20 protein-coding genes and 1 pseudogene are annotated in these 24,030 nt (G+C 67.1%); 12 read left to right on the forward strand and 9 right to left on the reverse strand.

Annotated elements, in window-relative coordinates; all coding sequences use genetic code 11:
- Window position 1 precedes the first annotated feature (1 nt).
- From ftsW to lpxC, 8 genes and pseudogenes are all read left to right on the forward strand, one after another.
- Complete coding sequence (gene ftsW / locus ACEPA4_RS03255; RefSeq protein ID WP_005415292.1) at window positions 2-1,321, forward strand: putative lipid II flippase FtsW; 1,320 nt, start codon at window positions 2-4, stop codon at window positions 1,319-1,321.
- Complete coding sequence (gene murG / locus ACEPA4_RS03260) at window positions 1,318-2,406, forward strand: undecaprenyldiphospho-muramoylpentapeptide beta-N-acetylglucosaminyltransferase (protein WP_139726737.1); 1,089 nt, start codon at window positions 1,318-1,320, stop codon at window positions 2,404-2,406. Before ftsW ends, murG begins: the two co-directional genes overlap by 4 nt.
- A gap of 40 nt (window positions 2,407-2,446) precedes the next feature.
- A complete protein-coding gene (gene murC, locus ACEPA4_RS03265; RefSeq protein ID WP_005415294.1) occupies window positions 2,447-3,883 on the forward strand; it encodes a UDP-N-acetylmuramate--L-alanine ligase in 1,437 nt (478 codons plus the stop codon).
- Window positions 3,880-4,842 (forward strand): D-alanine--D-alanine ligase, encoded by a 963-nt coding sequence (locus tag ACEPA4_RS03270; RefSeq protein ID WP_139726738.1) that lies wholly within the window; start codon window positions 3,880-3,882, stop codon window positions 4,840-4,842. The genes murC and ACEPA4_RS03270 overlap by 4 nt, the downstream gene beginning before the upstream one ends.
- Window positions 4,839-5,516 (forward strand): annotated as a pseudogene (locus ACEPA4_RS03275) (cell division protein FtsQ/DivIB); the annotation flags it as partial. The gene ACEPA4_RS03270 and the pseudogene ACEPA4_RS03275, both read left to right, overlap by 4 nt.
- 68 nt (window positions 5,517-5,584) lie before the next feature.
- Entirely contained in the window at window positions 5,585-6,820 is a 1,236-nt protein-coding gene (gene ftsA, locus ACEPA4_RS03280; RefSeq protein ID WP_005408083.1) for a cell division protein FtsA, read from the forward strand.
- A gap of 169 nt (window positions 6,821-6,989) precedes the next feature.
- Window positions 6,990-8,225, forward strand: a complete 1,236-nt coding sequence (ftsZ, locus tag ACEPA4_RS03285) for a cell division protein FtsZ (protein ID WP_111096806.1) — start codon at window positions 6,990-6,992, stop codon at window positions 8,223-8,225.
- A gap of 205 nt (window positions 8,226-8,430) precedes the next feature.
- On the forward strand, window positions 8,431-9,342 hold the full coding sequence (lpxC, locus tag ACEPA4_RS03290; protein WP_005415298.1) for a UDP-3-O-acyl-N-acetylglucosamine deacetylase: 912 nt from the start codon (window positions 8,431-8,433) through the stop codon (window positions 9,340-9,342).
- A 281-nt stretch (window positions 9,343-9,623) separates the two neighbouring features.
- Here the strand turns inward: lpxC and ACEPA4_RS03295 are convergent, their stop codons facing one another.
- Complete coding sequence (locus ACEPA4_RS03295; RefSeq protein ID WP_049413132.1) at window positions 9,624-10,073, reverse strand: DUF721 domain-containing protein; 450 nt, start codon at window positions 10,071-10,073, stop codon at window positions 9,624-9,626.
- Between the two features lie 12 nt (window positions 10,074-10,085).
- Here ACEPA4_RS03295 and ACEPA4_RS03300 point away from each other — a divergent pair, with 12 nt between their 5' ends.
- From ACEPA4_RS03300 to ACEPA4_RS03310, 3 genes are all read left to right on the forward strand, one after another.
- Window positions 10,086-11,042 (forward strand): M23 family metallopeptidase, encoded by a 957-nt coding sequence (locus ACEPA4_RS03300; protein WP_374083004.1) that lies wholly within the window; start codon window positions 10,086-10,088, stop codon window positions 11,040-11,042.
- Between the two features lie 302 nt (window positions 11,043-11,344).
- Window positions 11,345-14,077, forward strand: coding sequence for a preprotein translocase subunit SecA (secA, locus tag ACEPA4_RS03305; RefSeq protein ID WP_005415301.1), 2,733 nt, complete (start codon window positions 11,345-11,347; stop codon window positions 14,075-14,077).
- Window positions 14,078-14,178: 101 nt separating this feature from the next.
- Window positions 14,179-15,132, forward strand: coding sequence for a Nudix family hydrolase (locus ACEPA4_RS03310; protein WP_065178756.1), 954 nt, complete (start codon window positions 14,179-14,181; stop codon window positions 15,130-15,132).
- Window positions 15,133-15,217: 85 nt separating this feature from the next.
- Here the strand turns inward: ACEPA4_RS03310 and ACEPA4_RS03315 are convergent, their stop codons facing one another.
- The 3 genes from ACEPA4_RS03315 to ACEPA4_RS03325 form a co-directional block, all read right to left on the reverse strand.
- Entirely contained in the window at window positions 15,218-15,802 is a 585-nt protein-coding gene (locus tag ACEPA4_RS03315; protein ID WP_139726739.1) for a DUF4124 domain-containing protein, read from the reverse strand.
- A 40-nt stretch (window positions 15,803-15,842) separates the two neighbouring features.
- Window positions 15,843-16,670: a methylenetetrahydrofolate reductase [NAD(P)H] gene (gene metF / locus ACEPA4_RS03320; protein WP_005415304.1), complete on the reverse strand. Its 828-nt coding sequence runs from the start codon at window positions 16,668-16,670 to the stop codon at window positions 15,843-15,845.
- 109 nt (window positions 16,671-16,779) lie between these two features.
- Window positions 16,780-18,288: an amidohydrolase family protein gene (locus ACEPA4_RS03325; RefSeq protein ID WP_374083005.1), complete on the reverse strand. Its 1,509-nt coding sequence runs from the start codon at window positions 18,286-18,288 to the stop codon at window positions 16,780-16,782.
- Window positions 18,289-18,424: 136 nt separating this feature from the next.
- Here ACEPA4_RS03325 and ACEPA4_RS03330 point away from each other — a divergent pair, with 136 nt between their 5' ends.
- Window positions 18,425-18,982 (forward strand): DUF3228 family protein, encoded by a 558-nt coding sequence (locus tag ACEPA4_RS03330; protein ID WP_053498826.1) that lies wholly within the window; start codon window positions 18,425-18,427, stop codon window positions 18,980-18,982.
- Window positions 18,983-19,057: 75 nt separating this feature from the next.
- On the opposite strand, the gene ACEPA4_RS03335 is transcribed toward ACEPA4_RS03330, so the two are convergent.
- The 5 genes from ACEPA4_RS03335 to ahcY all read right to left on the reverse strand — a co-directional run bounded on the left by ACEPA4_RS03335 (window position 19,058) and on the right by ahcY (window position 24,010).
- A complete protein-coding gene (locus ACEPA4_RS03335) occupies window positions 19,058-19,543 on the reverse strand; it encodes a hypothetical protein (RefSeq protein WP_005415307.1) in 486 nt (161 codons plus the stop codon).
- A complete protein-coding gene (gene ybaK / locus ACEPA4_RS03340) occupies window positions 19,543-20,016 on the reverse strand; it encodes a Cys-tRNA(Pro) deacylase (RefSeq protein WP_005415308.1) in 474 nt (157 codons plus the stop codon). Before ybaK ends, ACEPA4_RS03335 begins: the two co-directional genes overlap by 1 nt.
- Before the next feature lie 110 nt (window positions 20,017-20,126).
- Window positions 20,127-21,467, reverse strand: a complete 1,341-nt coding sequence (locus ACEPA4_RS03345) for a peptidoglycan-binding domain-containing protein (RefSeq protein ID WP_231109136.1) — start codon at window positions 21,465-21,467, stop codon at window positions 20,127-20,129.
- 49 nt (window positions 21,468-21,516) lie between these two features.
- Entirely contained in the window at window positions 21,517-22,305 is a 789-nt protein-coding gene (locus ACEPA4_RS03350; RefSeq protein WP_065178751.1) for a lysozyme inhibitor LprI family protein, read from the reverse strand.
- Window positions 22,306-22,564: 259 nt separating this feature from the next.
- Complete coding sequence (ahcY, locus tag ACEPA4_RS03355; protein WP_005415311.1) at window positions 22,565-24,010, reverse strand: adenosylhomocysteinase; 1,446 nt, start codon at window positions 24,008-24,010, stop codon at window positions 22,565-22,567.
- Window positions 24,011-24,030: the final 20 nt, after the last annotated feature.

Raw genomic sequence — 24,030 nt, forward strand, 5'->3', positions numbered from 1 at the left:
GATGAACGACCTGTCCCGCCAGGCAACACGCCTTGAAGCCATCGAAGGCAGCTACGACAAGTGGCTGCTGGGCGCGATCATCGCGCTCACCGGCGTGGGCGTGGTGATGGTGGCGTCCAGCTCGATCGCCTTGATGAGCAGCCCGTTCTACTACCTCAACCGCCACCTGATCTTCCTGGCGGTGGGTATCGTGCTGGCGGTCATCGCCGCCCGCACCGAGCTGAAGTCCATCGAGCAGTACAACCAGATGCTGCTGCTGGGCTGCTTCGTGCTGCTGCTGGCGGTGTTCGCGCCGGGCCTGGGCAGCACGGTCAACGGCGCACGCCGCTGGATCAACCTGGGCATCTCCAAGTTCCAGACGGTCGAGGCGGTGAAGGTGCTGTACATCGTTTGGCTGTCCAGCTACCTGGTGCGCTTCCGCGACGAGGTCAATGCGACCTGGCCGGCGATGCTCAAGCCGCTGGGCGTGGCCGGTGCGCTGGTGGTGCTGCTGCTGCTGCAGCCGGACTTTGGTTCTTCGACCCTGCTGCTGGCGATCACCGCCGGCATGCTGGTGCTGGGCGGGGTGAACATGCCGCGCATGTCGATGCCGGTGGTCATCGGCCTGGTCGGCATGAGCGCGCTGGCGATCATCGAGCCGTACCGCATGCGCCGCATCACCTCGTTCCTGGACCCGTGGGCCGACCAGCAGGGCGACGGCTACCAGCTGTCCAACGCGCTGATGGCGGTGGGCCGTGGCGAGTGGACCGGCGTCGGCCTGGGCAATTCGGTGCAGAAGCTCTACTACCTGCCGGAAGCGCATACCGACTTCATCTTCTCGGTCACCGCTGAGGAATTCGGTTTCCTGGGTACCTGCGTGATCGTGGCGCTGTACGCGCTGCTGGTCGGCCGTACCTTCTGGCTGGGCATGCGCTGCGTGGAAATGAAGCGCCACTTCTCCGGCTACATCGCCTTCGGCATCGGCCTGTGGATCAGCATGCAGACCTTCGTTTCGATCGGCGTGAACCTGGGTATCCTGCCGACCAAGGGCCTGACTCTGCCGCTGATCTCCTCCGGCGGCTCGTCGGTGCTGATGACCTGCGTGGCGATGGGCCTGCTGCTGCGCGTGTCCTATGAGCTCAAGCGCGCCGAGCGTCGCCAGGCCGTGCGCATCGGTGGCGCCGAAGAAACCGCTGCCGAGCCGATGGACGCCGCCGCCACGCCGGTGGCCGCCAGCGTGCCGGCGAGCGCCGAGCCGACGGCTGCCGCTGCGGCGAACGCAGCGCGCGGCACCAGCCGCCTGCAGTCGCGCATCGAACCGACCTTCGGGAGGCTGTCATGAGTGCAGCCAACGAGAAGGTGCGCCCGGTGATGATCCTCGCCGGTGGTACCGGCGGTCACATCTTCCCCGGCCTGGCCGTGGCCCGCGTGCTGCGCGAGCGTGGCGTGCCGGTCACCTGGATGGGCGCCGAAGGCGCGATGGAAACCCGCCTGGTGCCGCAGCACGACATCGCCATCGACACGCTGGCGATCACCGGCCTGCGCGGCAAGGGCAAGCTGGCGCTGCTGGCGGCGCCATGGCGGCTGATGCGCGCGCTGCGTGCGGCCGGCATGATCATCCGCAAGCGCCAGCCGCGTGCGGTGGTGGCCTTCGGTGGCTTCGCCTCCGGCCCGGGTGGCATGGCCACGCGCCTGCATGGCCTGCCGCTGATCGTGCATGAGCAGAACCGTGCACCGGGCCTGACCAACCGCATCCTGTCGCGCTATGCGCGCCGGCTGCTGACCGGCTTCCCGGGCACCTTCGCCCAGCGCGAGGAGTTCGTCGGCAACCCGGTGCGTGCGGAGATCGCCGCCATCGCTCCGCCGGAACAGCGCTTCGCCGACCGCAGCGGCCCGCTGCGCGTGCTGGTGGTGGGCGGCAGCCAGGGTGCGCGCGCACTCAATGCCGGCGTGCCGCAGGCGATTGCCGCGCTGGGTGCCGGCGTGCCGGTCCAGGTGCGCCACCAGAGCGGCGAGAAAATGCATGCCGAGGCGGTCGAGGCGTATGCCAAGGCCGGCGTGCAGGCTGAAATCACCCCGTTCATCGCGGACATGGCCGAGGCCTTCGCCTGGGCCGATCTGGTCGTGTGCCGCTCCGGTGCGTCGACCCTGGCCGAGCTGTGCGCGGCCGGCGTCGGCAGCGTGCTGGTGCCATTCCCTGCTGCCGTCGACGATCACCAGACCCGCAATGCGGAGTACCTGGTCGAGCGCGGCGCGGCGGTGTTGCTGAAGCAGGACGGAACGCTGGCCGACGGCATTGCCGCACTGCTGCGCGATCTGTCCGAAAATCCCGCCCGCCGCATGCAGATGGCGCAAGCCGCGCGTGCCCTGGCCAAGGTCGATGCCGCCGAGCGCATCGCCGATATCATTCTCGAGGAAGCTGTATGAAGAAGGCATGCCACCGCGCCTGCCCTGCGCGAGGCCGCGCATGATCCGTCGCCTGCACGACACCAACGACCTGGTGCGCGCGTTCCCGCGCGTGCATTTCGTCGGCATCGGTGGCACCGGCATGAGTGGCATCGCCGAAGTGATGCTGACGCTGGGCTACGAAGTGTCCGGCTCGGACAACGCCGACAACGTAGCGACCCGCCGCCTGGCCAGCCTGGGTGCGCGCATCATGCGCGGCCACTCGGCAGCCAATGTGCTGGGCACCGACTGCGTGGTGGTCTCCAGCGCCATCCGCGAGGACAACCCGGAGCTGATGGAAGCGCGCAGCCAGCGCATTCCGATCATGCCGCGCGCGGCGATGCTGGCCGAGCTGATGCGCTTCCGCCGCGGCATCGCCGTGGCCGGTACCCATGGCAAGACCACCACCACCAGCCTGACCGCAGCGGTGCTGAGCGAAGGTGGCCTGGACCCGACGTTCGTGATCGGTGGCCAGCTGCTGGCTGCCGGTGCCAACGCCAAGCTGGGCGGTGGGCAGTGGCTGGTGGCCGAGGCCGACGAAAGCGATGGCAGCTTCCTGCGCCTGAACCCGCTGATGTCGATCATCACCAACATCGATGCGGACCACCTGGAGAACTACGGCAACGACTTTGCCCGCGTGCAGGCGGCGTTCGCCGAATTCCTGCAGCGCCTGCCGTTCTACGGCCTGGCGGTGCTGTGCATCGACGATCCGGAAGTGGCCGCGCTGGCTGCCAGGACCCCGCGCCACGTGATGAGCTACGGCATGAGCCCGCAGGCCGACGTGCGCGCCGAGAACGTGGTGCAGGAAGGATCGCGCATGCGCTTCACGCTGCGCCTGCCGCAGGGCACCAGCCAGGAAGTGGTGCTGGCGCTGCCGGGCAGGCACAACGTACTCAACGCGCTGGCCGCCGCCGCGGTGGGCTGGCAGCTGGGCGTGGCACCGGACGCCATCGCGCGCGCGCTGGAAGGCTTCGCCGGCGTCGGCCGCCGCTTCAATGACCTGGGCGAAGTGACCACCGCCAGCGGTGCCAAGGTGCGCATCATCGACGACTACGGCCATCACCCGAGCGAGCTGGAGGCGGTGTTCGCCGCCGCTCGCGGCGGCTGGGCTGACAAGCGCCTGGTGGTGGCCTTCCAGCCGCACCGCTACAGCCGCACCCGTGACCAGTTCGACAAGTTTGCCGCGGTGCTGTCCAGCGTCGACGCGCTGGTGCTGAGCGAGGTCTATCCGGCCGGTGAGGAACCCATTGCCGGTGCCGACTCGCATGCGCTGGCCCGCGCCATCCGCGCGCGTGGCCGCAGCGAGCCGGTGGTGGTGGGCAAGGCCGCCGAGCTGGCCAGCGTGCTGCCGGACGTGCTGCAGGACGGTGACTTGCTGCTGATGATGGGGGCCGGCGATATCGGTGCCGTGGCCGCCCATATCGCGGTGGAAGGCTTCCAGGGGGAGGGCCAGGCGTGAGCGCGCTGACTTTCCCGCCGCTGCGCGTGACCGACCCGGCCGTGTTCGGCCGCGTCGCCGTGCTGCTCGGCGGCAGTTCCAGCGAACGCGAGGTGTCGCTGGATTCGGGCCGCAACGTGCTCGAAGCCCTGCAGTCGCGCGGCGTCGATGCGTTCGCCGTCGATGGCATTCCGGCGCTGGCCAGCGCGCTCGCCGCCGGTGGCATCGACCGCGTGTTCAACATCCTGCATGGCCACAACGGTGGCGGTGAGGACGGCATCGTGCAGGGCCTGATGGACGCCTTCGGCGTGCCGTACACCGGCTCGGACGTGCTGGGTTCGGCGCTGAGCATGGACAAGATCCGCACCAAGCAGGTGTGGCTGTCGCTGGGCCTGCCAACGCCGCAGTACCGCAAGGTCGACGCGTCGAACGTGCATGCGCTGGCCGCCGAGCTGGGCCTGCCGGTGGTGGTGAAGCCGGCCAACGAAGGCTCCAGCGTGGGCATCAGCCGGGTCACCGACGAGGCCGGCCTGGACGAGGCCGTGGCCCTGGCCGCGCGCTACGACGGCCAGTTGCTGATGGAGCAGATGGTGGTGGGCGATGAGCTGACCGTCGCCATCCTTGGCGACGTTGCCCTGCCGTCGATCCGCATCGTGCCCAAGGGCCAGTGGTACGACTACAACGCCAAGTACATCGCCGAGGACACCCAGTACCTGTGCCCGGGCCTGGACGGTAGCGACGAAGACGAGATCCGCCGCATCGCGCTGGCCGCATTCCGCGCCGCCGGCTGCCGTGGCTGGGGCCGCGTGGACGTGATGCGTGACCGCGCCAGCGGCCGTTTCTTCCTGCTGGAAGTGAACACCGCGCCGGGCATGACCAGCCATTCGCTGGTACCCAAGGCGGCCCGCCAGGCCGGCATCGGTTTCGAGGAACTGGTGTGGCGCGTGCTGGAACAGACCCTGGAGGCCAAGCACGCATGAACGCGCTGCTGCGCATCTTCGTCTGGCTGTTGGCACTGTCGGTGGTTGCACTGCCGGTGGTGGCCGTGGTCAATGGCTGGGTCGGCGCCGAGCGCTGGCCGCTGGCGAAGCTGCGCGTGCATGGCGAGTTCAAGCGGGTACCGGCCGAGCAGCTGCAGCAGGTGCTGCTGCCGTACGCGCGCGCCGGGTTCTTCGCGGTCAAGCTGCAGGATGCGCAGGACGCGCTGGAAAAGCTGCCGTGGGTGGAAAGCGCGCAGGTACGCAAGCAGTGGCCGGACGTGCTGGAAGTGACCCTGGTCGAGCACAAGCCGTTCGCACGCTGGGGCAACGACCGCCTGGTCTCCGAGCAGGGCAAGCTGTTCCCCACGCCGAAGAAGCTGTCCGACCTGGAACTGCCGGAGCTGGATGGCCCGGACAGCCAGACCCAGGAAGTGATGAAGCTGTACAGCGACTCGCGTGCCTTGTTCGCACCGGCCGGCGTCGACGTGCGCCGGGTGACGATGGATGCACGCGGCAGCTGGTCGCTGGTGCTGAGCAACGGCACCGAAGTGGTGGTCGGCCGTGACGACGCGCGCTCGCGCATGCAGCGCTTCGTCAAGGTGCTGCCGCAGCTCAACAGACAGGACGCGCCGATCGAGCGCGCAGATCTCCGTTACACCAATGGTTTCACGCTGAGCTGGGGTACCCCGGCCACGCCGGCGAAAACGCCGGCGACCCCGGCCAGAAGCACGCAGGAAAGGACATGAATCGCAAGGGTGACAAATCGCTGATCGTTGGCCTGGACATCGGCACCTCCAAGGTGGTGGCGCTGGTGGGCGAGTATTCGCCGGGCAACCCGATCGAAGTGATCGGCATCGGCTCGCACGAATCGCGCGGGCTGAAGCGTGGCGTGGTGGTGGACATCGAATCGACCGTGCAGTCGATCCAGCGTGCGGTGGAAGAAGCCGAGCTGATGGCCGGCTGCGAGATCCGTTCGGTGTACGCCTCGATCTCCGGCAACCACGTGCAGTGCAAGAACTCGCCGGGCATCGTGCCGATCCGCGACGGTGAAGTGACCTGGGGCGACCTGGATCGCGTGCTCGACGCAGCCAAGGCGGTGGCGATCCCGGCCGACCAGAAGATCCTGCACGCGATTCCGCGCGAGTACGTGCTGGACGATTCGCAGGAGGGCATCCGCAACCCGGTCGGCATGACCGGCGTGCGCCTGGAGGTACATGCGCACTTGGTGGTGTGCGCGCAGTCGGCGGCGGCCAACATCAGCAAGTGCGTGCAGCGCTGCGGCCTGCAGGTGGACGACCTGGTGCTGTCCTCGCTGGCCTCCAGCGTGGCGGTGCTGACCGCCGACGAGCGCGAGCTGGGCGTGGTGCTGGTCGACATGGGCGCCGGTACCACCGACATCGCGGTGTTCGTGCAGGGCGCGATCTGCCACACCGCCTCGCTGCCGATCGCCGGCGACCACGTGACCAACGACATCGCGCACATGCTGCGCACGCCGACCCCGGAAGCCGAGCAGATCAAGGTGCGCTATGCCTGCGCCCTGGCCCAGCTGGCCACGGCCGAGGAGAGCATCCAGGTGCCGTCGGTCGGCGACCGGCCGCCGCGCCGCATGCCGCGCCACTCGCTGGCGCAGGCCGTGCAGGGCCGTTACGAGGAGATCTTCGAGATGGTGCAGGCCGAACTGCGCCGCTCCGGCTTCGAGGAACTGGTGCGCGCCGGCATGGTGCTGACCGGTGGCGCGTCGAAGATGGAGGGCGTGGTCGAACTGGCCGAGGAAATGCTGCAGATGCCGGTGCGCGTGGGCATCCCGCAGCACGTCACCGGCCTGGGCGAAGTGGTCGGCAACCCGGTGCACGCTACCGGCGTGGGCCTGCTGCTGATGGGCAGCCAGATCGAGCACCCGCGGCGGCCGTCGCTGCCGACCGGGCGCGCTGGAAGCATGTTCAAGAAACTCAAGACCTGGTTCCGCGGCGAGTTCTGACGCGGAACCCGTAACTCCGGGCCCGGCCCGGCGCAACACCCGCAATACCCGCATCACAACGCAACAACGCACTACACAACCCACACAGCCGCAACGGCAACATGACACGCGAAGGCAGGAGGCCCGACCGTCCATGCCACCGACAAGCGGATACAACGAGGACACGGACATGGCGCATTTTGAACTGATCGAAAAGATGGCACCCAATGCGGTGATCAAGGTGGTTGGCGTGGGCGGCGGCGGCGGCAATGCCGTGGCGCACATGGTCAACTCGGCGGTGGACGGCGTGGAGTTCATCACCGCCAACACCGACTCGCAGGCCATCAAGAATTGTGGTGCCAAGCTGCAGCTGCAGCTGGGTACCAACGTGACCAAGGGCCTGGGCGCAGGCGCGAACCCGGAAGTCGGCCGCCAGGCCGCGCTGGAAGACCGTGAGCGCATCATGGACGCGCTGCAGGGCGCGGACATGGTGTTCATCACCGCCGGCATGGGCGGCGGCACCGGCACCGGCGCTGCGCCGGTGGTGGCGCAGCTGGCCAAGGAAATGGGCATCCTGACCGTGGCCGTGGTCACCAAGCCGTTCCCGTTCGAAGGCCGTCGCCGCATGCAGGTGGCGCTGAAGGGCATCGAGGAACTGAGCCAGCACTGCGACTCGCTGATCACGATCCCGAACGAGAAGCTGATCACCGTGCTGGGTCGCAACGCGACCATGATCCAGGCCTTCCGCGCCGCCAACGACGTGCTGCAGGGCGCCGTGCAGGGCATCGCCGACCTTATCGTGCGTCCGGGCCTGATCAACGTCGACTTCGCCGACGTGCGCACCGTCATGTCCGAAATGGGCCTGGCGATGATGGGTACCGGCACCGCACGGGGCGATGACCGCGCCCAGGCCGCTGCCGAATCGGCGATCCAGAACCCGCTGCTGGACGATGTGAACCTGGCCGGTGCCAACGGCATCCTGGTCAACATCACCGCCGGCGCCGACTTCACCATGGCCGAGTTCGACGAGATCGGCCGCACCATCGACGGCTTCGCTTCGGAAGACGCCACCGTCGTGGTCGGCACCGTGCTGGACCCGGACATGCAGGACGAAGTGCGCGTGACCGTGGTGGCCACTGGCCTGAACCGCGTATCGGCCAGCAAGACCCAGCGTCCGGGCGAGCGTGCACCGATCAAGCTGGTCCGCAACGCCACCACCGGCCAGCCGGAGTTCGGCGAGTTCGACAACGGCGGCGACGCCGTGTCCAAGGCCGTGGGCGGCATGGGCCTGGGCCTGCGTCGCGCCAGCAGCGATACCGCGGCGGCTTCCGCCCCGTCGGCCCCGTCGGCTTCGGCCCCGGCAGCGGCGGAACTGCCGAACGACTACCTGGACATCCCGGCCTTCCTGCGCCGCCAGGCGGACTAAGCGGGGCGGCCCGGGGTTGTCCTCCCCGGGTTGCGCCACCATGTCCTGAAAATGCGGGCGCCGGGCCAGGATGGGCCCGGCCGCCCTGCTTCACGCGCTTTCCCAGCGGCGTGCCGGTGTGTCCTGCCGGTGGCTGTCACTGGCGTTTCAGCCAGGGTAGGGGAGTGCGCGTGTTAATCTAATGTGTCACTTCCGGTCCATCCCCATGATCCAGCAACGCACCCTCAAGAACACGATCCGCGCCACCGGCGTTGGCCTGCATAGTGGTGACAAGGTCTACATGACCCTGCGCCCGGCACCGGTCAACCATGGCATCGTGTTCCGCCGCGTGGACCTGGACCCGGTGGTGGAAGTGCCGGCCAAGGCCGAACTGGTCACCGAAGTGACCCTGTGCACCGGCCTGACCTGCAACGACGCCAAGATCCAGACCGTCGAACACCTGATGTCGGCGCTGGCCGGCCTGGGTGTGGACAACATCATCGTCGAGCTGTCCTCGGCCGAGCTGCCGATCATGGACGGTTCGGCCGGCCCGTTCGTGTTCCTGCTGCAGTCGGCAGGCATCGTGGAACAGGATGCGCCCAAGCGCTTCATCCGCGTGCTGAAGACTGTGGAAGTGACCGAGGGCGACAAGGTGGCCCGCTTCACTCCGTACGAGGGTTACAAGCTGGGTTTCACCATCCAGTTCAACCACCCGATGATTCCGGCCAAGCAGTCGCGCCAGGAAATCGAGTTCTCGACGCTGGCCTACACCAAGGAAATCTCCCGCGCGCGCACCTTTGGTTTCATGCGCGACCTGGAGTACATGCGCGAGCGCAACCTGGGTCTGGGCGGTTCGATGGACAACGCCATCGTGCTGGACGAGTTCCGCGTGCTCAACGAAGACGGCTTGCGCTACGCCGACGAATTCGTGCGCCACAAGATCCTTGACGCCATCGGCGACCTCTATCTGGCCGGTGGCCAGGTGTTGGGTGCCTACGAGGGCTTCAAGTCCGGCCACGCGCTCAACAACAAGCTGGTGCGGGCCCTGATGGCCGATGCCAGTGCCTGGGAATGGGTCAGCTTCGACTCGCCGGCCACCCCGGATCCGGTGGAATACGCCACCCCGGCGTACGCATGATTCCATAGGTTGTTGAATTTAAAGATAAAAACGCCGCCTTCCTGGGCGGCGTTCTTGTTTCCGGCGTTGGCGACGCATTCAGCGTGCTTGAAAGACGTCAAGGCTGGTTCAAGGTCACGGTTTTGTGAACCTGTTGGATCAGAAGCCTGAATTTAACGCAGTTTTAACAACAATCTAACGACAGGCCCCCGGATGGCCGCTAGGATGCGACCCGGCCCCCGAAATGTTTCACGCCGTGGTGACACGCGCGACGGGGAGCGGAGCCGGATGCTCCGTTGCCATCAGGACCGTTTCTTCGGCTTCGAGGGAACGTCCTGCAGGCAAGCCAAGGCGTCGCGTAGCCCTTTGTGCGTGGCGGCTGAAACTGCGTGGGGTCCATTCCGGTTGTCGAGCGCTGGGGAGCGCGTGGGAGTGGGAGACGCAGTCTTGATGGTCACCCTGGTGGCCTTCAGCCCGATGGAACGGGCCGCGTCGAGCAGCTGGGCTTCGGCAAGCCGCAACTTGGCATGCCAGACCGGGGACTCGACGAGAAAAACGAGGTGTTCCCCGTCCACATTGGCCAGCCGGCAACGGCTGCGCAGAGGTGGCGGCAACTGGGGGCGCAACTGACGGTCCAGCGCGTCGAGCCACAGGGCACGCCGCAGCGGGTTCCCGCTTTTGTCCGCCATTACCGCATCCAGCGCCGGTTTCGGTGCCGACGCGGGGCGAACGCTGGATTTCGGCTCAGACATGAAAACTCACTGATGGCATTCAAAAAGATCGTAATCAAAACGCGTGAAGGACAGGCCAAATCGTCGCCGATCACGCGTTTGCGGTTCTATTTCGAGGACCGCCCCCGCGCCCTGCTGGGCAGCGTGCTCGGGGTAGGCTGCATTATCGGCCTTGCTGGCGGCATTGGCGCCAGCGCGCTGAATGATTCCCGGCTGCAGGCCAAGGTCGAGCGCCAGGATGCGGAGCTGGCCAAGGTCAAGCGCGATGCGCAGACCCAGGTCAATGCGCTGGCGGCTCGCCTCGGCGAGCTGCAGGCCCAGGCGACCCGCCTCAACGCCCTCGGCGAACGGCTGACCCAGATGGGCAAGCTGGAGGACGGCGAGTTCGACTTCAACGAGACCCCCGGCGTCGGTGACGGTGACGCAGGCGGCCCGACCAGCGACATCCCGGTCAAGGACGTCAACGCCGACTTACAGGTGCTGGAGCAGCGCTTCGCTGCTTCAGGCCGCCAGCTGTCGGTGATGGAATCGCTGATGTTCGACCACCAGCTGCAGCAGAACGCCGTGCCGTCGCGCATGCCGATCCGCAACAGCTACGTGACCTCCGGCTTCGGCACCCGTGCCGACCCGTTCGGCCGCGGTGCCGCCACCCACAAGGGCATGGACTTCCACGCAAAGGTCGGTGACCCGGTGATGGCCGTGGCCGAGGGCGTGGTCAGCTTCGCCGGCGTGAAGGGCGGCTACGGCAATGTCGTCGATGTCGACCATGGCAATGGCTATGTCACCCGCTACGCGCACAATTCGCGCCTGGTGGTGAAGGCCGGCGACCTGGTCCGTGCCGGCCAGGAAGTGGCCAAGGCCGGTTCCACCGGCCGTTCGACCGGTGCCCACGTGCACTTCGAGGTGTGGGAGAACGGCAACGTGGTCAACCCGCGCAAGTTCCTCGGCGACGGCGGCAACACGCCGGTCGGGCGGGTCAGCCGCGGTTGATCCCCGGGTCGGATCCCTTCCGCGCCGCGCAAGGGCTCTGACCCGACTCGGTTGATCTGGTAGTGCCGGCCGCTGGCCGGCAACCTCATGGATTTCGGCAGCATCGCGGATTGCCGGCCAGCGGCCGGCACTACCGGGAATGTTCGGATGCCATTGCCGCCAAAGGGTTGAAACCCCTTGCGGCCGTCCCAAGCTACAATGGGTGTTGCCATCGACAGGGCGCCAGGCGCCCTGTTTCGTTTGCGGCGGACGGATCCCCAGGGGGAGGCCGGGCGTCGTGTCCATCCAACCCGGTTCCTTCAATGATCAACAGCCTGCTTACCCGCGTATTTGGCAGTCGTAACGAACGACAGCTGCGCCAGCTCAACCGCATCGTCGCCAAGATCAATGCGCTGGAGCCGGAGATCGAGAAGCTGTCCGACGAGCAGCTTCAGGCCAAGACGCCGGAGTTCAAGCAGCGCATTGCTGGCGGTGAAGCCCTGGACAAGGTGCTGCCGGAAGCGTTCGCGGTCTGCCGCGAAGCCGGTCGCCGCGTGCTGGGCATGCGCCACTACGACGTGCAGCTGATCGGCGGCATGGTGCTTCACCTGGGCAAGATCGCAGAAATGCGCACCGGTGAAGGCAAGACCCTGGTGGCGACCCTGCCGGTGTACCTCAACGCGCTGGAAGGCAAGGGCGTGCACGTGGTCACCGTGAACGACTACCTGGCCCGCCGCGACGCCGCGCAGATGGGCAAGCTGTACAACTGGCTGGGCCTGAGCGTGGGCGTGGTGTACCCGGGCATGCCGCACAGCGACAAGCGCGAAGCCTACGCTGCGGACATCACCTACGGCACCAACAACGAATTCGGTTTCGACTACCTGCGCGACAACATGGCGCTGTCCAAGGCCGACCGCTACCAGCGCGGCCTGCACTACGCCATCGTCGACGAAGTCGACTCCATCCTGATCGACGAAGCGCGCACCCCGCTGATCATCTCCGGTCCGGCCGATGATTCCCCGGAGCTGTACATCCGCGTCAACCGTGTCGTGCCGCACCTGGTCAAGCAGGAAGCGGAAGACGGCGAAGGCGATTTCTGGGTCGACGAGAAGGGCAAGCAGGTGCACCTGTCCGAAGCGGGCATGGAGCACGCCGAGCAGCTGCTGGTCGAGGCCGGCATCCTCGATGGCGAGACCGAAGGCCTGTACGCGGCGCAGAACCTGACCGTGGTGCACCACCTCAACGCCGCCCTGCGCGCGCACGCGATCTACCAGCGTGACGTGGACTACATCGTGCGCGATGGCGAAGTGGTCATCGTCGACGAATTCACCGGCCGTACCCTGGCCGGCCGCCGCTGGTCCGATGGCCTGCACCAGGCGGTGGAAGCGAAGGAAGGCGTGCCGGTGCAGCGCGAGAACCAGACGCTGGCGAGCATCACCTTCCAGAACCTGTTCCGCATGTACAAGAAGCTGTCCGGCATGACCGGTACGGCCGATACCGAAGCGTTCGAGTTCCAGAGCATCTATGGCCTGGAAGTGGTGGTGATCCCGACCAACCGCCCGACCATCCGCAAGGACAGCCCGGACCAGGTGTTCCTCAACCGCAAGGGCAAGTTCAATGCGGTGCTGGCCGACATCGAAGAGTGCGCCAAGCGCGGCCAGCCGGTGCTGGTGGGTACCACCTCGATCGAAACCTCGGAAATGCTGTCCGAGCACCTGAGCAAGGCCGGCGTGAAGCACGAAGTGCTCAACGCCAAGCAGCATGACCGCGAAGCGACCATCGTCGCCAACGCGGGCCGCCCGGCGGCGGTGACCATCGCCACCAACATGGCCGGTCGTGGTACCGACATCGTGCTGGGCGGCTCGCTGGAAGCCGAGATCCACGCTCTGGGCGAGGACGCAACCGACGAGCAGAAGGCGGCGGTCAAGGCCGAATGGCAGAAGCGCCACGATGCAGTGAAGGCCGCTGGCGGCCTGCATATCGTCGGCACCGAGCGCCACGAGTCGCGTCGTATCGACAACCAGCTGCGCGGCCGTTCGGGCCGCCAGGGTGACCCGGGTTCGTCCCGTTTCTACCTGTCGCTGGAAGACAACCTGATGCGCATCTTCGCCTCCGACTGGGTGCAGAAGGCCATGCGCATGATGGGCATGAAGGAAGACGACGTCATCGAGGACCGCCTGGTCAGCCGCCAGATCGAAAAGGCGCAGCGCAAGGTCGAGGCCCACAACTTCGACATCCGCAAGAACCTGCTGGACTTCGACGACGTCAACAACGATCAGCGCAAGGTGATCTACGCCCAGCGCGACGAGCTGCTGGACGCCGAATCGGTGAAGGACAACGTCGACGGCATCCGTGACGACGTGATCTTCGACATCGTTGCGCGCTTCGTGCCGCCGAACTCGATCGACGAGCAGTGGGACCTGCGTGGCCTGGAAGCGACCCTGGAGTCGGACTTCGGCCTGCAGATGTCGCTGACCGACCTGGTCAAGCAGCATGAGGAACTGGACGCCGAGGCCATCGCCAGCAAGGTCCAGGAGCGCGTCAACCAGCACTTCGCCGAGAAGGAAGCCAGCCTGGGCGAAGAGACCATGCGCGCGCTGGAGAAGCACGTGATGCTGACCGTGCTGGACCAGAGCTGGAAGGAGCACCTGGCGCGCATGGATTACCTGCGCCAGGGCATCTACCTGCGTGGTTACGCGCAGAAGCAGCCCAAGCAGGAATACAAGAAGGAAGCCTTCGAGCTGTTCTCGGACATGCTGGAGAACGTCAAACGCGAAGTGGTGACCCTGCTGGCCCGCGTGCGTATCCGCAGCGACGAGGAAGTGCAGGCCCTGGAGGCCGCCGAGCGGCAGCAGGCGCAGGCTCGCCTGAGCCAGTCGCAGTTCCAGCACCAGGATGCGGGCGGCTACAGTGCCGACGAGGAAGCTGCGCAGGTGCAGGCTGCGCAGCAGGGCGTCGCGCAGATGCAGCGCGACGAGCCTAAGATCGGCCGCAACGATCCGTGCCCGTGCGGCAGTGGCAAGAAGTACAAGCACTGCCACGGCCAGCTGAGCTGATCCCGAAGAGCCCCGCGAAAGCGGGGCTTTTCGTTTGTTGCGGGGGAGTTGCACCGGATCCGTGATTGCGCCGGCCGCACTGTTCTGGGCATGCTTCCCCCATGCCTTCCCCCACCCGATCGATCCACGTCGTGGCCGCCGTCATCACCGACGCCCGTGGCCGCGTGCTGCTCAACCGCCGTACCGAGAACCGCGACATGGCCGGCCTGTGGGAGTTCCCCGGCGGCAAGCGCGAATCCGGCGAGACCTCCGAACAGGCGCTGGCGCGTGAACTGCGCGAAGAGCTGGGCATCGAGGCCGATGTCGGGCCCTGGCTGATGGACGTGCCGCAGCGCTATCCGGACAAGCACCTGACCCTGGAAGTGCGCCATGTGCGCAGCTGGAAGGGCACCCCGCGCGGCCGCGAAGGCCAGGCGATCACCTGGGTGGCGCAGGACAAGCTGGGCCGCTATTCGATGCCGCCGGCCGACCTGCCGGTGGTGGCCGCACTGCGCCAACCGGACCGCTACCTGATCACGCCGGCGCCGGCTGACGATGCCAGCGGCGTGCAGCACTGGCATGACTGCCTGCAGCGCGCGGTCGCGGCGGGCCAGCAGCGCATCCAGCTGCGCCTGCCACCGGAACACCCGCAACGGCAGGCAATGATCGAACAGGCCGTGCGCGCGCATCGTCGCGGCGTGCAATGGCTGGTCAACCGCGATGTCGCGCTGGCACGCGCACTGGGCGTGGGTGTGCACCTGGGCAGCGAGCAGCTGCAGGACCTGCAGGAACGGCCCTTGCCGGAAGGGCAGCTTGTCGCCGCGTCCTGCCACGACCTGGAGCAGCTGCAGGCGGCGCAGCGGCTGGGCTGCGACTTCGTGGTGCTCGGCCCGGTGCAGGCCACGGCCAGCCACCCCGGGGCAGTGCCGCTGGGCTGGGAGGCCTTCGCCGCGCTGCGCGCGCAGGTGTCGCTGCCGATCTACGCGTTGGGTGGGATGGTTGCCGGCCATATCGCCGAAGCCCGTCGCCACGGTGGGCAGGGTATCGCTGCGATTGGCGGGTTGTGGCCGGCGTAAAGCCGCGTCGGTCGCCGGGCATCGCCCGGTGCTGGCGTGGAAGGGAGGCAGTAGATCCACGCCATGCGTGGATGGATGCCTGCGATCACAACGTGATCCAGAAACACCCGTACTGCCGCCGTAATCCCACCACCGTCGAGGCACGCGCCACGCTGCCTGGCAGGGTCTGCTCCAGACGCAGTCCGACCGGATGGCGAACATCCGTCGGCTCAGGGGCGGATCCCTGCGCAGCAGGGCCCTGACCCTCGTCAGTCACTGCGTCCTGGCCCTGTCCTGGATACACCGGTACCACGTCTACCAGCGGCCGCCGCGCCAGCGATTCCAGTTGACCGAGGATGCGCTGTGCACCGGCATCGGAGACCGCGCCCCACAGGTACAGCGACGACAACCGGTTCACATCGTTGCTGAGGGTGCCGATGCGCAGCGCGTCCACCAGCTCGCTAAGGCGCCGTGGGCAGCGCGCCCCCAGGGTGTCTCGCCGCAGGGTGCTGCCGGTGGGCGCGGGCGGTGGCAATCGTGATCGGGCGCCGACGCTGTCGCAGGGCCGGTCGGTATACACGCTCTGGCCCTGCGCATCGGTGCAGCGGTTCAAGCGCGTGGACTGCGCATGGACAACGCTCGATGCCGAGCACAATGACAGCAGCAACAGCAGGAAGGAAAGCCGGTTCATCGACGCAGGGTAGCGCCGATCGCGGTGGCATGGCGTGCTTTCAGCCGTGCAGCAGCTTCAGCACCGACGTGGTCGGCTTGGCCAGGTTCAGGGTGTAGAAGTGCAGGCCCGGCGCGCCGCCCTCGACCAGGCGCTGGCACAGCCTGGCGACCACTTCGGTACCGAACGCCCGCACCGATTCGGCGTCATCGCCATAGGCCTGCATCTTGCGGCTGATCCAGCGCGGGATCTCCGCACCGCACTGCTCGGAGAAACGGCGCAGCTGGCTGAAGTTGGCGATCGGCATGATGCCGGGCGTGATCGGTACCTGTACGCCGAGCCGGCGCACGGCATCGACGAAGTGGAAGTACGCATCCGGGTTGTAGAAATACTGGGTGATCGCCGCGTCGGCGCCGGCATCGATCTTGGCCTTGAAGTGCTTGAGGTCGGCCAATGCATCGGAGGCCTGTGGGTGGGTCTCCGGGTAGGCACCTACCTCGATGCGGAACGCATCGCCGTGTTCGGCGCGGATGAACTCGATCAGCTCGGCGGCATAGCGCATGTCGCCGGGGAAGCCCATGCCGGAGGGCAGGTCGCCGCGCAGCGCGACCAGGCGATGGCAGCCGATGGCGCGGTACAGCTTGAGCAGTTCGCGGATTTCCTGGCGGGTGCCGCCGACACACGACAGATGCGGTGCGGCCTCGAAGCCATGGTGCTGGTTGAGATGGCGCACGGTCTCGGAGGTATAGCTCAGCGTCGAGCCACCAGCGCCGAAGGTACAGGACACGTACTCGGGGCCGTAGTCCTTCAGCTTGGCTGCGGCGCGATCGAGCTGGCTGCGCTGTTCGTCGGTCTTGGGCGGATAGAACTCGAAGCTGATGGCAGTCATGGCACGGGCGGCGGCGGCGGGTGTGGATCAGTATATCGCTTCATCAAGATGGATGTGCGCGAATATGTGGAGGCGTGGCCGCTGCCGGGCGCTCGCGCGGGACAGGCTGCTACAGCTCAGCGCTGACCGGGCTGGTGATGAAGCCCCACAGCAGGCGCGCCATCACCGCCGGCGAGCGTGCCTGTGCACGGGCGTACGCCCACAGTGCGTCCAGGCGCGGGCGGTCGTACAAGTGCCCGGCCAGCAGCACGGCGTGGATGCGGCGCGTGTTGCCGGTGTCCAGCAGCGGATTGCCATCGAGCAACACCAGGTCGGCGGCCCGGCCGACCTCGACGCTGCCATGCGATGCCTGCAGCTGCAGATGACGCGCGGCCTGCAGCGTGGCCGCACGCAGCACGTCGGCCTGGCTCAGCCCCGCCTGCCGCAGCCACTGCAGTTCGTCGTGGTAACGCAGTCCACCCAGTCCGGTATCGGTGCCGACCAGTACGGTCACGCCAGCCCGATGGGCGGCGCCGGTGAGCGCCAGGCCATGGGTGAAGTAGGCCTTCAGCGCCTGTTCGCCGCGCGCGCCGGGATAGCGCGCCACGGTGGCCTTCAGATCGTCGCGCCATGCCCAGCGCGAGAGCGGATCCAGGTAGGCCAGGCGCGGGTCGTCGACGAACGCCGGATCGCGCGCGCGTGCATCCTCTTCGCGGGTGACATGGGTCGGTACGAACGCCGCACCGCTGGCCTGCATCAGGTCGAACGCCTGGGCGCAGAGGGCGGGCTGGTAGTCACCCACCATGGCTTCGGCGAGCGCGGTCGGGTTCCCGTCATCGAGCGAGCCTTCGCGCCAGGCGGCGGCACTGTCCACGCAATGGCGCACGAACAGATGGCCGTGCTCGAAGCTGCGCTGGCCCGCGTGCAATGCGGCTTCCAGCGGGACCGCCCTGGGCAGGTGTCCGACCAGGGGCAGATGCAGCTGCCGCGCTTCGCTGGCCAGCCGCTGGTAGGTCTCGGCGCGAAGGCGGTTGTAGACCTTGAACGCATCGACGCCGCGTGCGCGGTACGCGTGTGCACGTTCGCCCGCTGCATCCGGCGTCAGCGCCGGGTCTTCAAAATAGAAGCTGGCGATCTGTACGAAGCGCGGTGCAACCTGCTGCCCGGCAATGGCCTGCGCGGTCCAGCGGCGCTTGTCGGCCACGCAGGCGATCAGCGGATCGGTGGCCTGTGGGCAGTCCATCATGTCGCGGGTACCGGTGATGCCGTTGGCCAGCATCAACGGAAACTGCAGTTGCGGTGACAGCTGCAGTGCATGGGTGTGCATGTCCCAGAAAGCGGGCAGCAGCCAGCGTCCGCCCGCATCGAGAACCGGCAACGTGGTCTCCGGCGGGTCTTCACCGATGGCGGTGATGGTGCCGTTGCGCACGGTCACCGTGGTGGGTTCGCTGGCCTGGCCGCGGGCGATGTCCACCACGCGTGCGTTGACGATCACGTGACTGTTGCCGGGGTGGGGCAGCGGTGGTGCAGACAGCGGCCAGAGCAGGGCGGCGGTGAACAACAGGGGGGGGGCCAGCAGGAGCACGGCCAGCACGCGCGGCCAGCGGCGACGACGGGCGGAGCGGGGTAGTGCATCCATGAACCGGCAATCCTTGCATGGGGTCGCCTGCAGGGTGCGCCAACATGGGTGCCGATGCCAGTGACCATCGGCATCCCGCCCTCCATGCCGCGTGGGCAGGTACCCTGTGCAGCGGATTCCCTGATCACGCCGCGCCATGTCCATCGTTCTCACCGATTTCGCCCGTCCCCGCCTGTTCCCGCGCGTACCGCGTGGCAACACGATCCAGGACTGCACTGCCGAACAGTTCGAAGCGCACCTCAACGCGCACGCGCCGATGAAGGTACTGGACGGCTATGCGCCGTTCTGCAAACTGTTCGTCTACGAGAACTGGACCAGCACGCGCTGCCTGACCGTGCCGATCACCGAGGCCAACCGCCATCTGCTGCGCAGTGGTTACGAGGCACGCAATCGCGACGAACTGCCGGTGCTGGTGCGCTGGTTCGAGGGCGTGGAGTCGCCGCGTGCGAACTATCTGGTGGTGATCCTGTACAGCGCCGAGCAGCTGGCGAAGGAAGGCTCGCCGATCGAGGCCGACTGGGGCATCGTCGGCTGTATCTATACCGCCGAGCCGGAAGAGGTGCCGATGGCGCCGATCACGATGATGCGCAATGCGCTGGGCGTGGAAGAGGGCGGTTCCGGCGTGCCGTTGGACCGCGAGGCCTACCGGCGTTCTGTCGAGTTCTGGGAGAGCAACGCGAACTGGCGGCCGTGAGCGATATTGGTCATCCACGCATCGCGTGAGTGTACGGACCGCAGTAGAGCCACGCCATGCTTGGCTGCCTGGCCATCAGGCAGCTTTCCATTCCCACCACGGGTAGTGGTACTCGCGGTCGATGGCCTGCCAATGCTGGCCGCAGTGCATGCAGGCAACGTTGTGGCAATCGCCCCAACCATCCTCGGCCTCCTGCAACGCGAGCAGCTGCATCTGCCCTTGTTCAATCAGGCGGCGCGGATCGAAGAACGGGTAGCCGGGATTGAGCGCGCACAGGCAGCCTGCGTGCGCCTGCCAGTGACGCAGCCGTTTCAGGGCCGCCTCCAGATGCGCCTGGTTGCTGATCAGCATGCCGCCGAGGGTGATGCCGTGGCAGCTGCGTTCAATCAGGTCCACATGCGCGGCCAATGCGTCCAGCGACGGTGCACTGAACAGTCGTGCGACGATGCGGGCGGCGTCGGTGATGCGCGTCGCGTCGCGCGACAGCAGGTCCTGCAGCAGCACATCGGCCTGCGCGTCTTCCAGCCTGGGCGGCGGCGCCGCAGACCAGGGCCAGCGCATCAGCGTGCCTTGCCGATGGCAGCGTAGTGGCCGGCGGTCAGGCGCAGCAGGTCGGCCGGCGCCAGTTCCACTTCCAGGCCACGGCGGCCGGCGCTGACGTGCAGCGTGGGCAACACCTGCGCGCTGGCATCCAGGAACGTGCGCAGGCGCTTCTTCTGCCCCAGCGGGCTGATGCCGCCGACCAGGTAACCGGTCGCACGCTGCGCGGCGTCGGCGGCGGCCATCTCGCACTTCTTGCAGCCGGCCGCTTCGGCCAGCGCCTTCAGGTCCAGGTGGCCGGCCACCGGCACGATCGCCACCAGCAGTTCATGTGCTTCAGTGCTGGCCAGCAGGGTCTTGAAGACCTGGGCCGGGTCGAGGCCGAGCTTGTCGACGGCTTCGCCGCCATACGATTCGGCGTGGGCGTCGTGCACATAGCTGCGCACGGTGTGGGCGATCTTCTCGCGCTTGAGCAGGTTGATGGCCGGGGTCATGGACGCATCCTAGCGCGGGGCAGGGGCGTTGCCTTGACCGAGACTCGCGCGTCAACGCAGAACGGGCGCCCGAAGGCGCCCGTCCCGGCTGCGATCGGCTGCATCCAGCATCAGCGCGACATCGACTGCTGCGTCTGCATCTGTTCCTGGGTCTGTCGCTGCGACAGTTCGTTGTCCAGGGCCTGGCTCTGCCGCGTGCTGTCCTGCAGATTGTGGTTCACCGCCTGCGACAGGTCCACGTAGGTGCGATGCATGGCGGGATCGCCGAGCTGGCCCTGCACCGCGAACACGCCCTGGTTGTCCGGCCGCGCCAGCACAGTATCGACCTGGCTCATGCCGGCCAACTTTGCCTCGTAAGCCACCTGGCCTGCGGCGTTCTCGAGCTGGCTGCGGTCATTGAACAGCGGCGACAGGCCGCCCTGGCGCCGCTGTTCTTCCAGTGCTTCCAGCTTTTCCACGACCTGCTGGTAACGCGGGTTGTCGGCGTGGCCCGGGGAGGCCATGGTCGGTTCGGCAGCCGGTGCGCGCTGCTGCGTAGCCGCATCCAGTGCGGCCAGGGTAGTGCCGCCAGCCTTGCCGTCTACGGTGAGGTGGTGATCCCGCTGGAACTGCTTGACCGCTTCCAGGGTGCCGGGGCCGAAATCGCCATCGGCCACCAGCGGCTTGCCGTCCTTGCCCAGATAGCCCAGGTCGGACAGCTTCTGCTGCATGGCCTGCACCTCATCTCCCTTGCTGCCGTTGACCAGCACGCCGTTGCCCGCAGGCGTGCCCGGTGACCCGTGCGAGGGAGCATGGGTGGGGGTGATGCCGATCTGGACCATGGCCCGGTCGAAGCGCTCATCGCGGCTGGCTACGGCGGCCTGCGACTGGATGCCGTATTTGGTGGCATCGACGAAGTTCTGCACGTCGCCGCGCGTCGGCGGATTGCCGGCCTGGACCGTGCCGCCCTGCAGCTTTTCCGCATTGCCGGCCAGATAGCTGATGAACTGCGGGCCCATGCTGCCGAACTGGTTGTCATAGTCCGCCATGGCCAACTGCAACTCCGGGTTGGCGGCGATGGCATCGGCCGCGGCCGGATTGGTTGCACGCACCTTGGCGATGGCCTGATCGACACGCTCGATGGCGCTGTCCAGCTTGGCGTTGGTGAGCTCGTCCATCCTGGCCTGCGGAATGGCCTGCAACTTGGCGTCGAGCGCCGCCAGCTGCTGGGTGCTCAATCCGCCCTGCTGGGACAACAGTGCGATGTCACCATCGGTGAAGCCGTTGTCGCGCAGGAAGCGCCTGGCCTGCGGATTGCCGCCGACATCGAACTGCACCAGCCCGAACGAATAGGTGCTTGCGCCCTTCTGTGCGTATGAGAAGTGGTCCAGGTGGCGGGTGTCGCCGCCCAGCTCGGTGTTGAGGAACAGCGTGGACAGCTGTTCGCGCGTAAGGGTGGAATCCGTTGCCATGGTCATCGTCCTTCAATGAGAGAAAAGCGCCGGGCGTGCCCGGCGATTGTCAGCCGGCGCAGTGCTGCTGGGTGAAGCCGAGCAGCTGGCGGATAGCCTGGGTGCCGTAAGCAGCCGGCGCCGGTTCGAGGGCGAACTGGCCAACCATCTGGTTGCTGCACAGCTGTACGGTGCGCCTGCCGGCGGAGGTTTCCTGGGTGCAGTTGGCTGCGAGCAGGGCGTTGGCGCCGCCGCCCATGTTCGTGGCGGCCGTGCAGCCCAGCAGGCGGCCTTCCTGGCCGTTCTCACCCAGCAGCGCGTTGAAGTTAGCCAGCTGGCTGTTGGGATCGCGCAACACCAGCAGGTCCACGCACTGCTGCTGGCCGTCAGGGGCTTCGCATGCATCCTGATCGACCAGGCCGTCACGCGTAGCGGACAGCACGTTGAGGCGATCGGCGTACACCTGCCGCAGGCACTGTGCATCGGTGCACAGGTCGCGGGTGTGCTCCTGCCAGCGCTGCTGTTCGGCGTGCAGCTTGCTCTGCCCTGCTGCATCGAGCGTGGCCTGTGCGGCAGTGACCGCCTTGCCCATGTCCGCATCCAGGCCGGTCAGGGTCGGGTCCTTGCAGACCAGGGTCTGTGCCGGCGACGCTGCATCGGCGCAACCAGCGCTTGTGTCGGCAACCGTGGCGGGCGCGTCGGCGGCCTTGCCTGCGGGGCTGGCCTGTCCGCTGGCCGCAGCCGGAGCCGTAGCGCCGGCGTCGCCGGCAGGTGGGGTGCAGGCGGCCAGCAGGGCCACCCAGCACAGGGTCATCAGGGGCTTCATGGCCCGGTTCAGTCGTTCACGGTTGCGCGGCATGTCCTGTCCTTTGGTTTCTGCGTCCCGGCGCATGGCCTGCCGTTGGCAGCCCACGCGGGCGTAAAGCCTAGCAAGCAGCTTCTTAGTGCTCCGTGACAGGGTGCGCGGATCAGTTGCCGGGTGCCGCAACGCAGAACGGGCGCCCGAAGGCGCCCGTCCTGTCTGCATCCGTTGCCGGGGTCAGAGCCCTTTCATGCGGAAAGGGATCCGACCCCGCGTACGCCGGTAGTGCCGGCCGCTGGCCGGCACCCCATAGGCATCAGTAGCGGTAGTGGTCCGGCTTGAACGGGCCTTCCACCGGCACGCCGATGTAGTCGGCCTGGTCCTGGGTCAGGGTGGTCAGCTTCACGCCGATCTTCTCCAGATGCAGGCGGGCCACTTCTTCGTCCAGCTTCTTCGGCAGCAGGTAGACCTTCTTCTCGTAGCTGTCCTTGTTCGCCCACAGGTCGATCTGTGCCAGGGTCTGGTTGGCGAAGCTGTTGGACATCACGAAGCTCGGGTGGCCGGTGGCGCAGCCCAGGTTCACCAGGCGGCCTTCGGCCAGCAGGAAGATCGCGTTGCCGTTCGGGAAGATGTACTTGTCCACCTGCGGCTTGATGTTGACGTGCTTGATGCCCGGGTAGGACACCAGTGCGTCGACCTGGATCTCGTTGTCGAAGTGGCCGATGTTGCAGACGATGGCCTGGTCCTTCATCGCGCTCAGGTGCTCGATGCGGATGATGTCGCGGTTGCCGGTGGTGGTGACGTACAGGTCGGCACGGCCCAGGGTCGATTCGATGGTGTTGACTTCATAGCCTTCCATCGCCGCCTGCAGGGCGCAGATCGGGTCGATCTCGGTGACGATCACGCGCGCGCCGTAGGCACGCAGCGAGGCCGCGCAGCCCTTGCCGACGTCGCCGTAGCCGCAGACCACGGCCACCTTGCCGGCCAGCATCACGTCCATCGCGCGCTTCAGGCCGTCGGCCAGCGACTCGCGGCAGCCGTACAGGTTGTCGAACTTGCTCTTGGTGACCGAGTCGTTGACGTTGATCGCTGGGATCAGCAGGGTGCCGGCCTGGGCCAGCTGGTACAGGCGGTGCACGCCGGTGGTGGTCTCTTCGGAAACGCCCTTCCAGTCCTTGACCACGCGGCCCCAGTAACCCGGGCGCTCCTTGGCCACGCGCTTGAGCAGGTTCTTGATGACCTGTTCTTCGTGCGAGGCGGACGCGGTGTTGACCCAGTCGCTGCCGTTTTCCAGCTCGTAGCCCTTGTGGATCAGGAGGGTCACGTCACCGCCGTCGTCGACCACCAGTTCCGGGCCGGTCAGGGTGCCGTCGGCCAGGGTGAAGGTCAGCGCGTCCAGGGTGCAGTCCCAGTACTCTTCCAGGGTCTCGCCCTTCCAGGCGAACACCGGGGTGCCGGTGGCGGCGATGGCGGCAGCCGCGTGGTCCTGGGTCGAGAAGATGTTGCACGAGGCCCAGCGCACATCGGCGCCGATGTCCTTCAGGGTCTCGATCAGCACTGCGGTCTGGATGGTCATGTGCAGCGAGCCGGTCACGCGCACGCCCTTCAGCGGCAGCTCGGCCTGGTACTTGCGGCGGATCGACATCAGGCCCGGCATTTCGTGCTCGGCGATGTCCAGTTCCTTGCGGCCCCAGTCGGCCAGCGTGATATCGCGGATCTTGTAATCACCTTCGGTGGAGAAGGTCTTGGCAACAGCGTTCATTCGTGTGCTCCGGTTGTGGG

Origin of the sequence: Stenotrophomonas sp. P2112 (genome assembly GCF_041897515.1) — a bacterium.
In the GTDB taxonomy this organism is placed as follows: domain Bacteria; phylum Pseudomonadota; class Gammaproteobacteria; order Xanthomonadales; family Xanthomonadaceae; genus Stenotrophomonas; species Stenotrophomonas sepilia.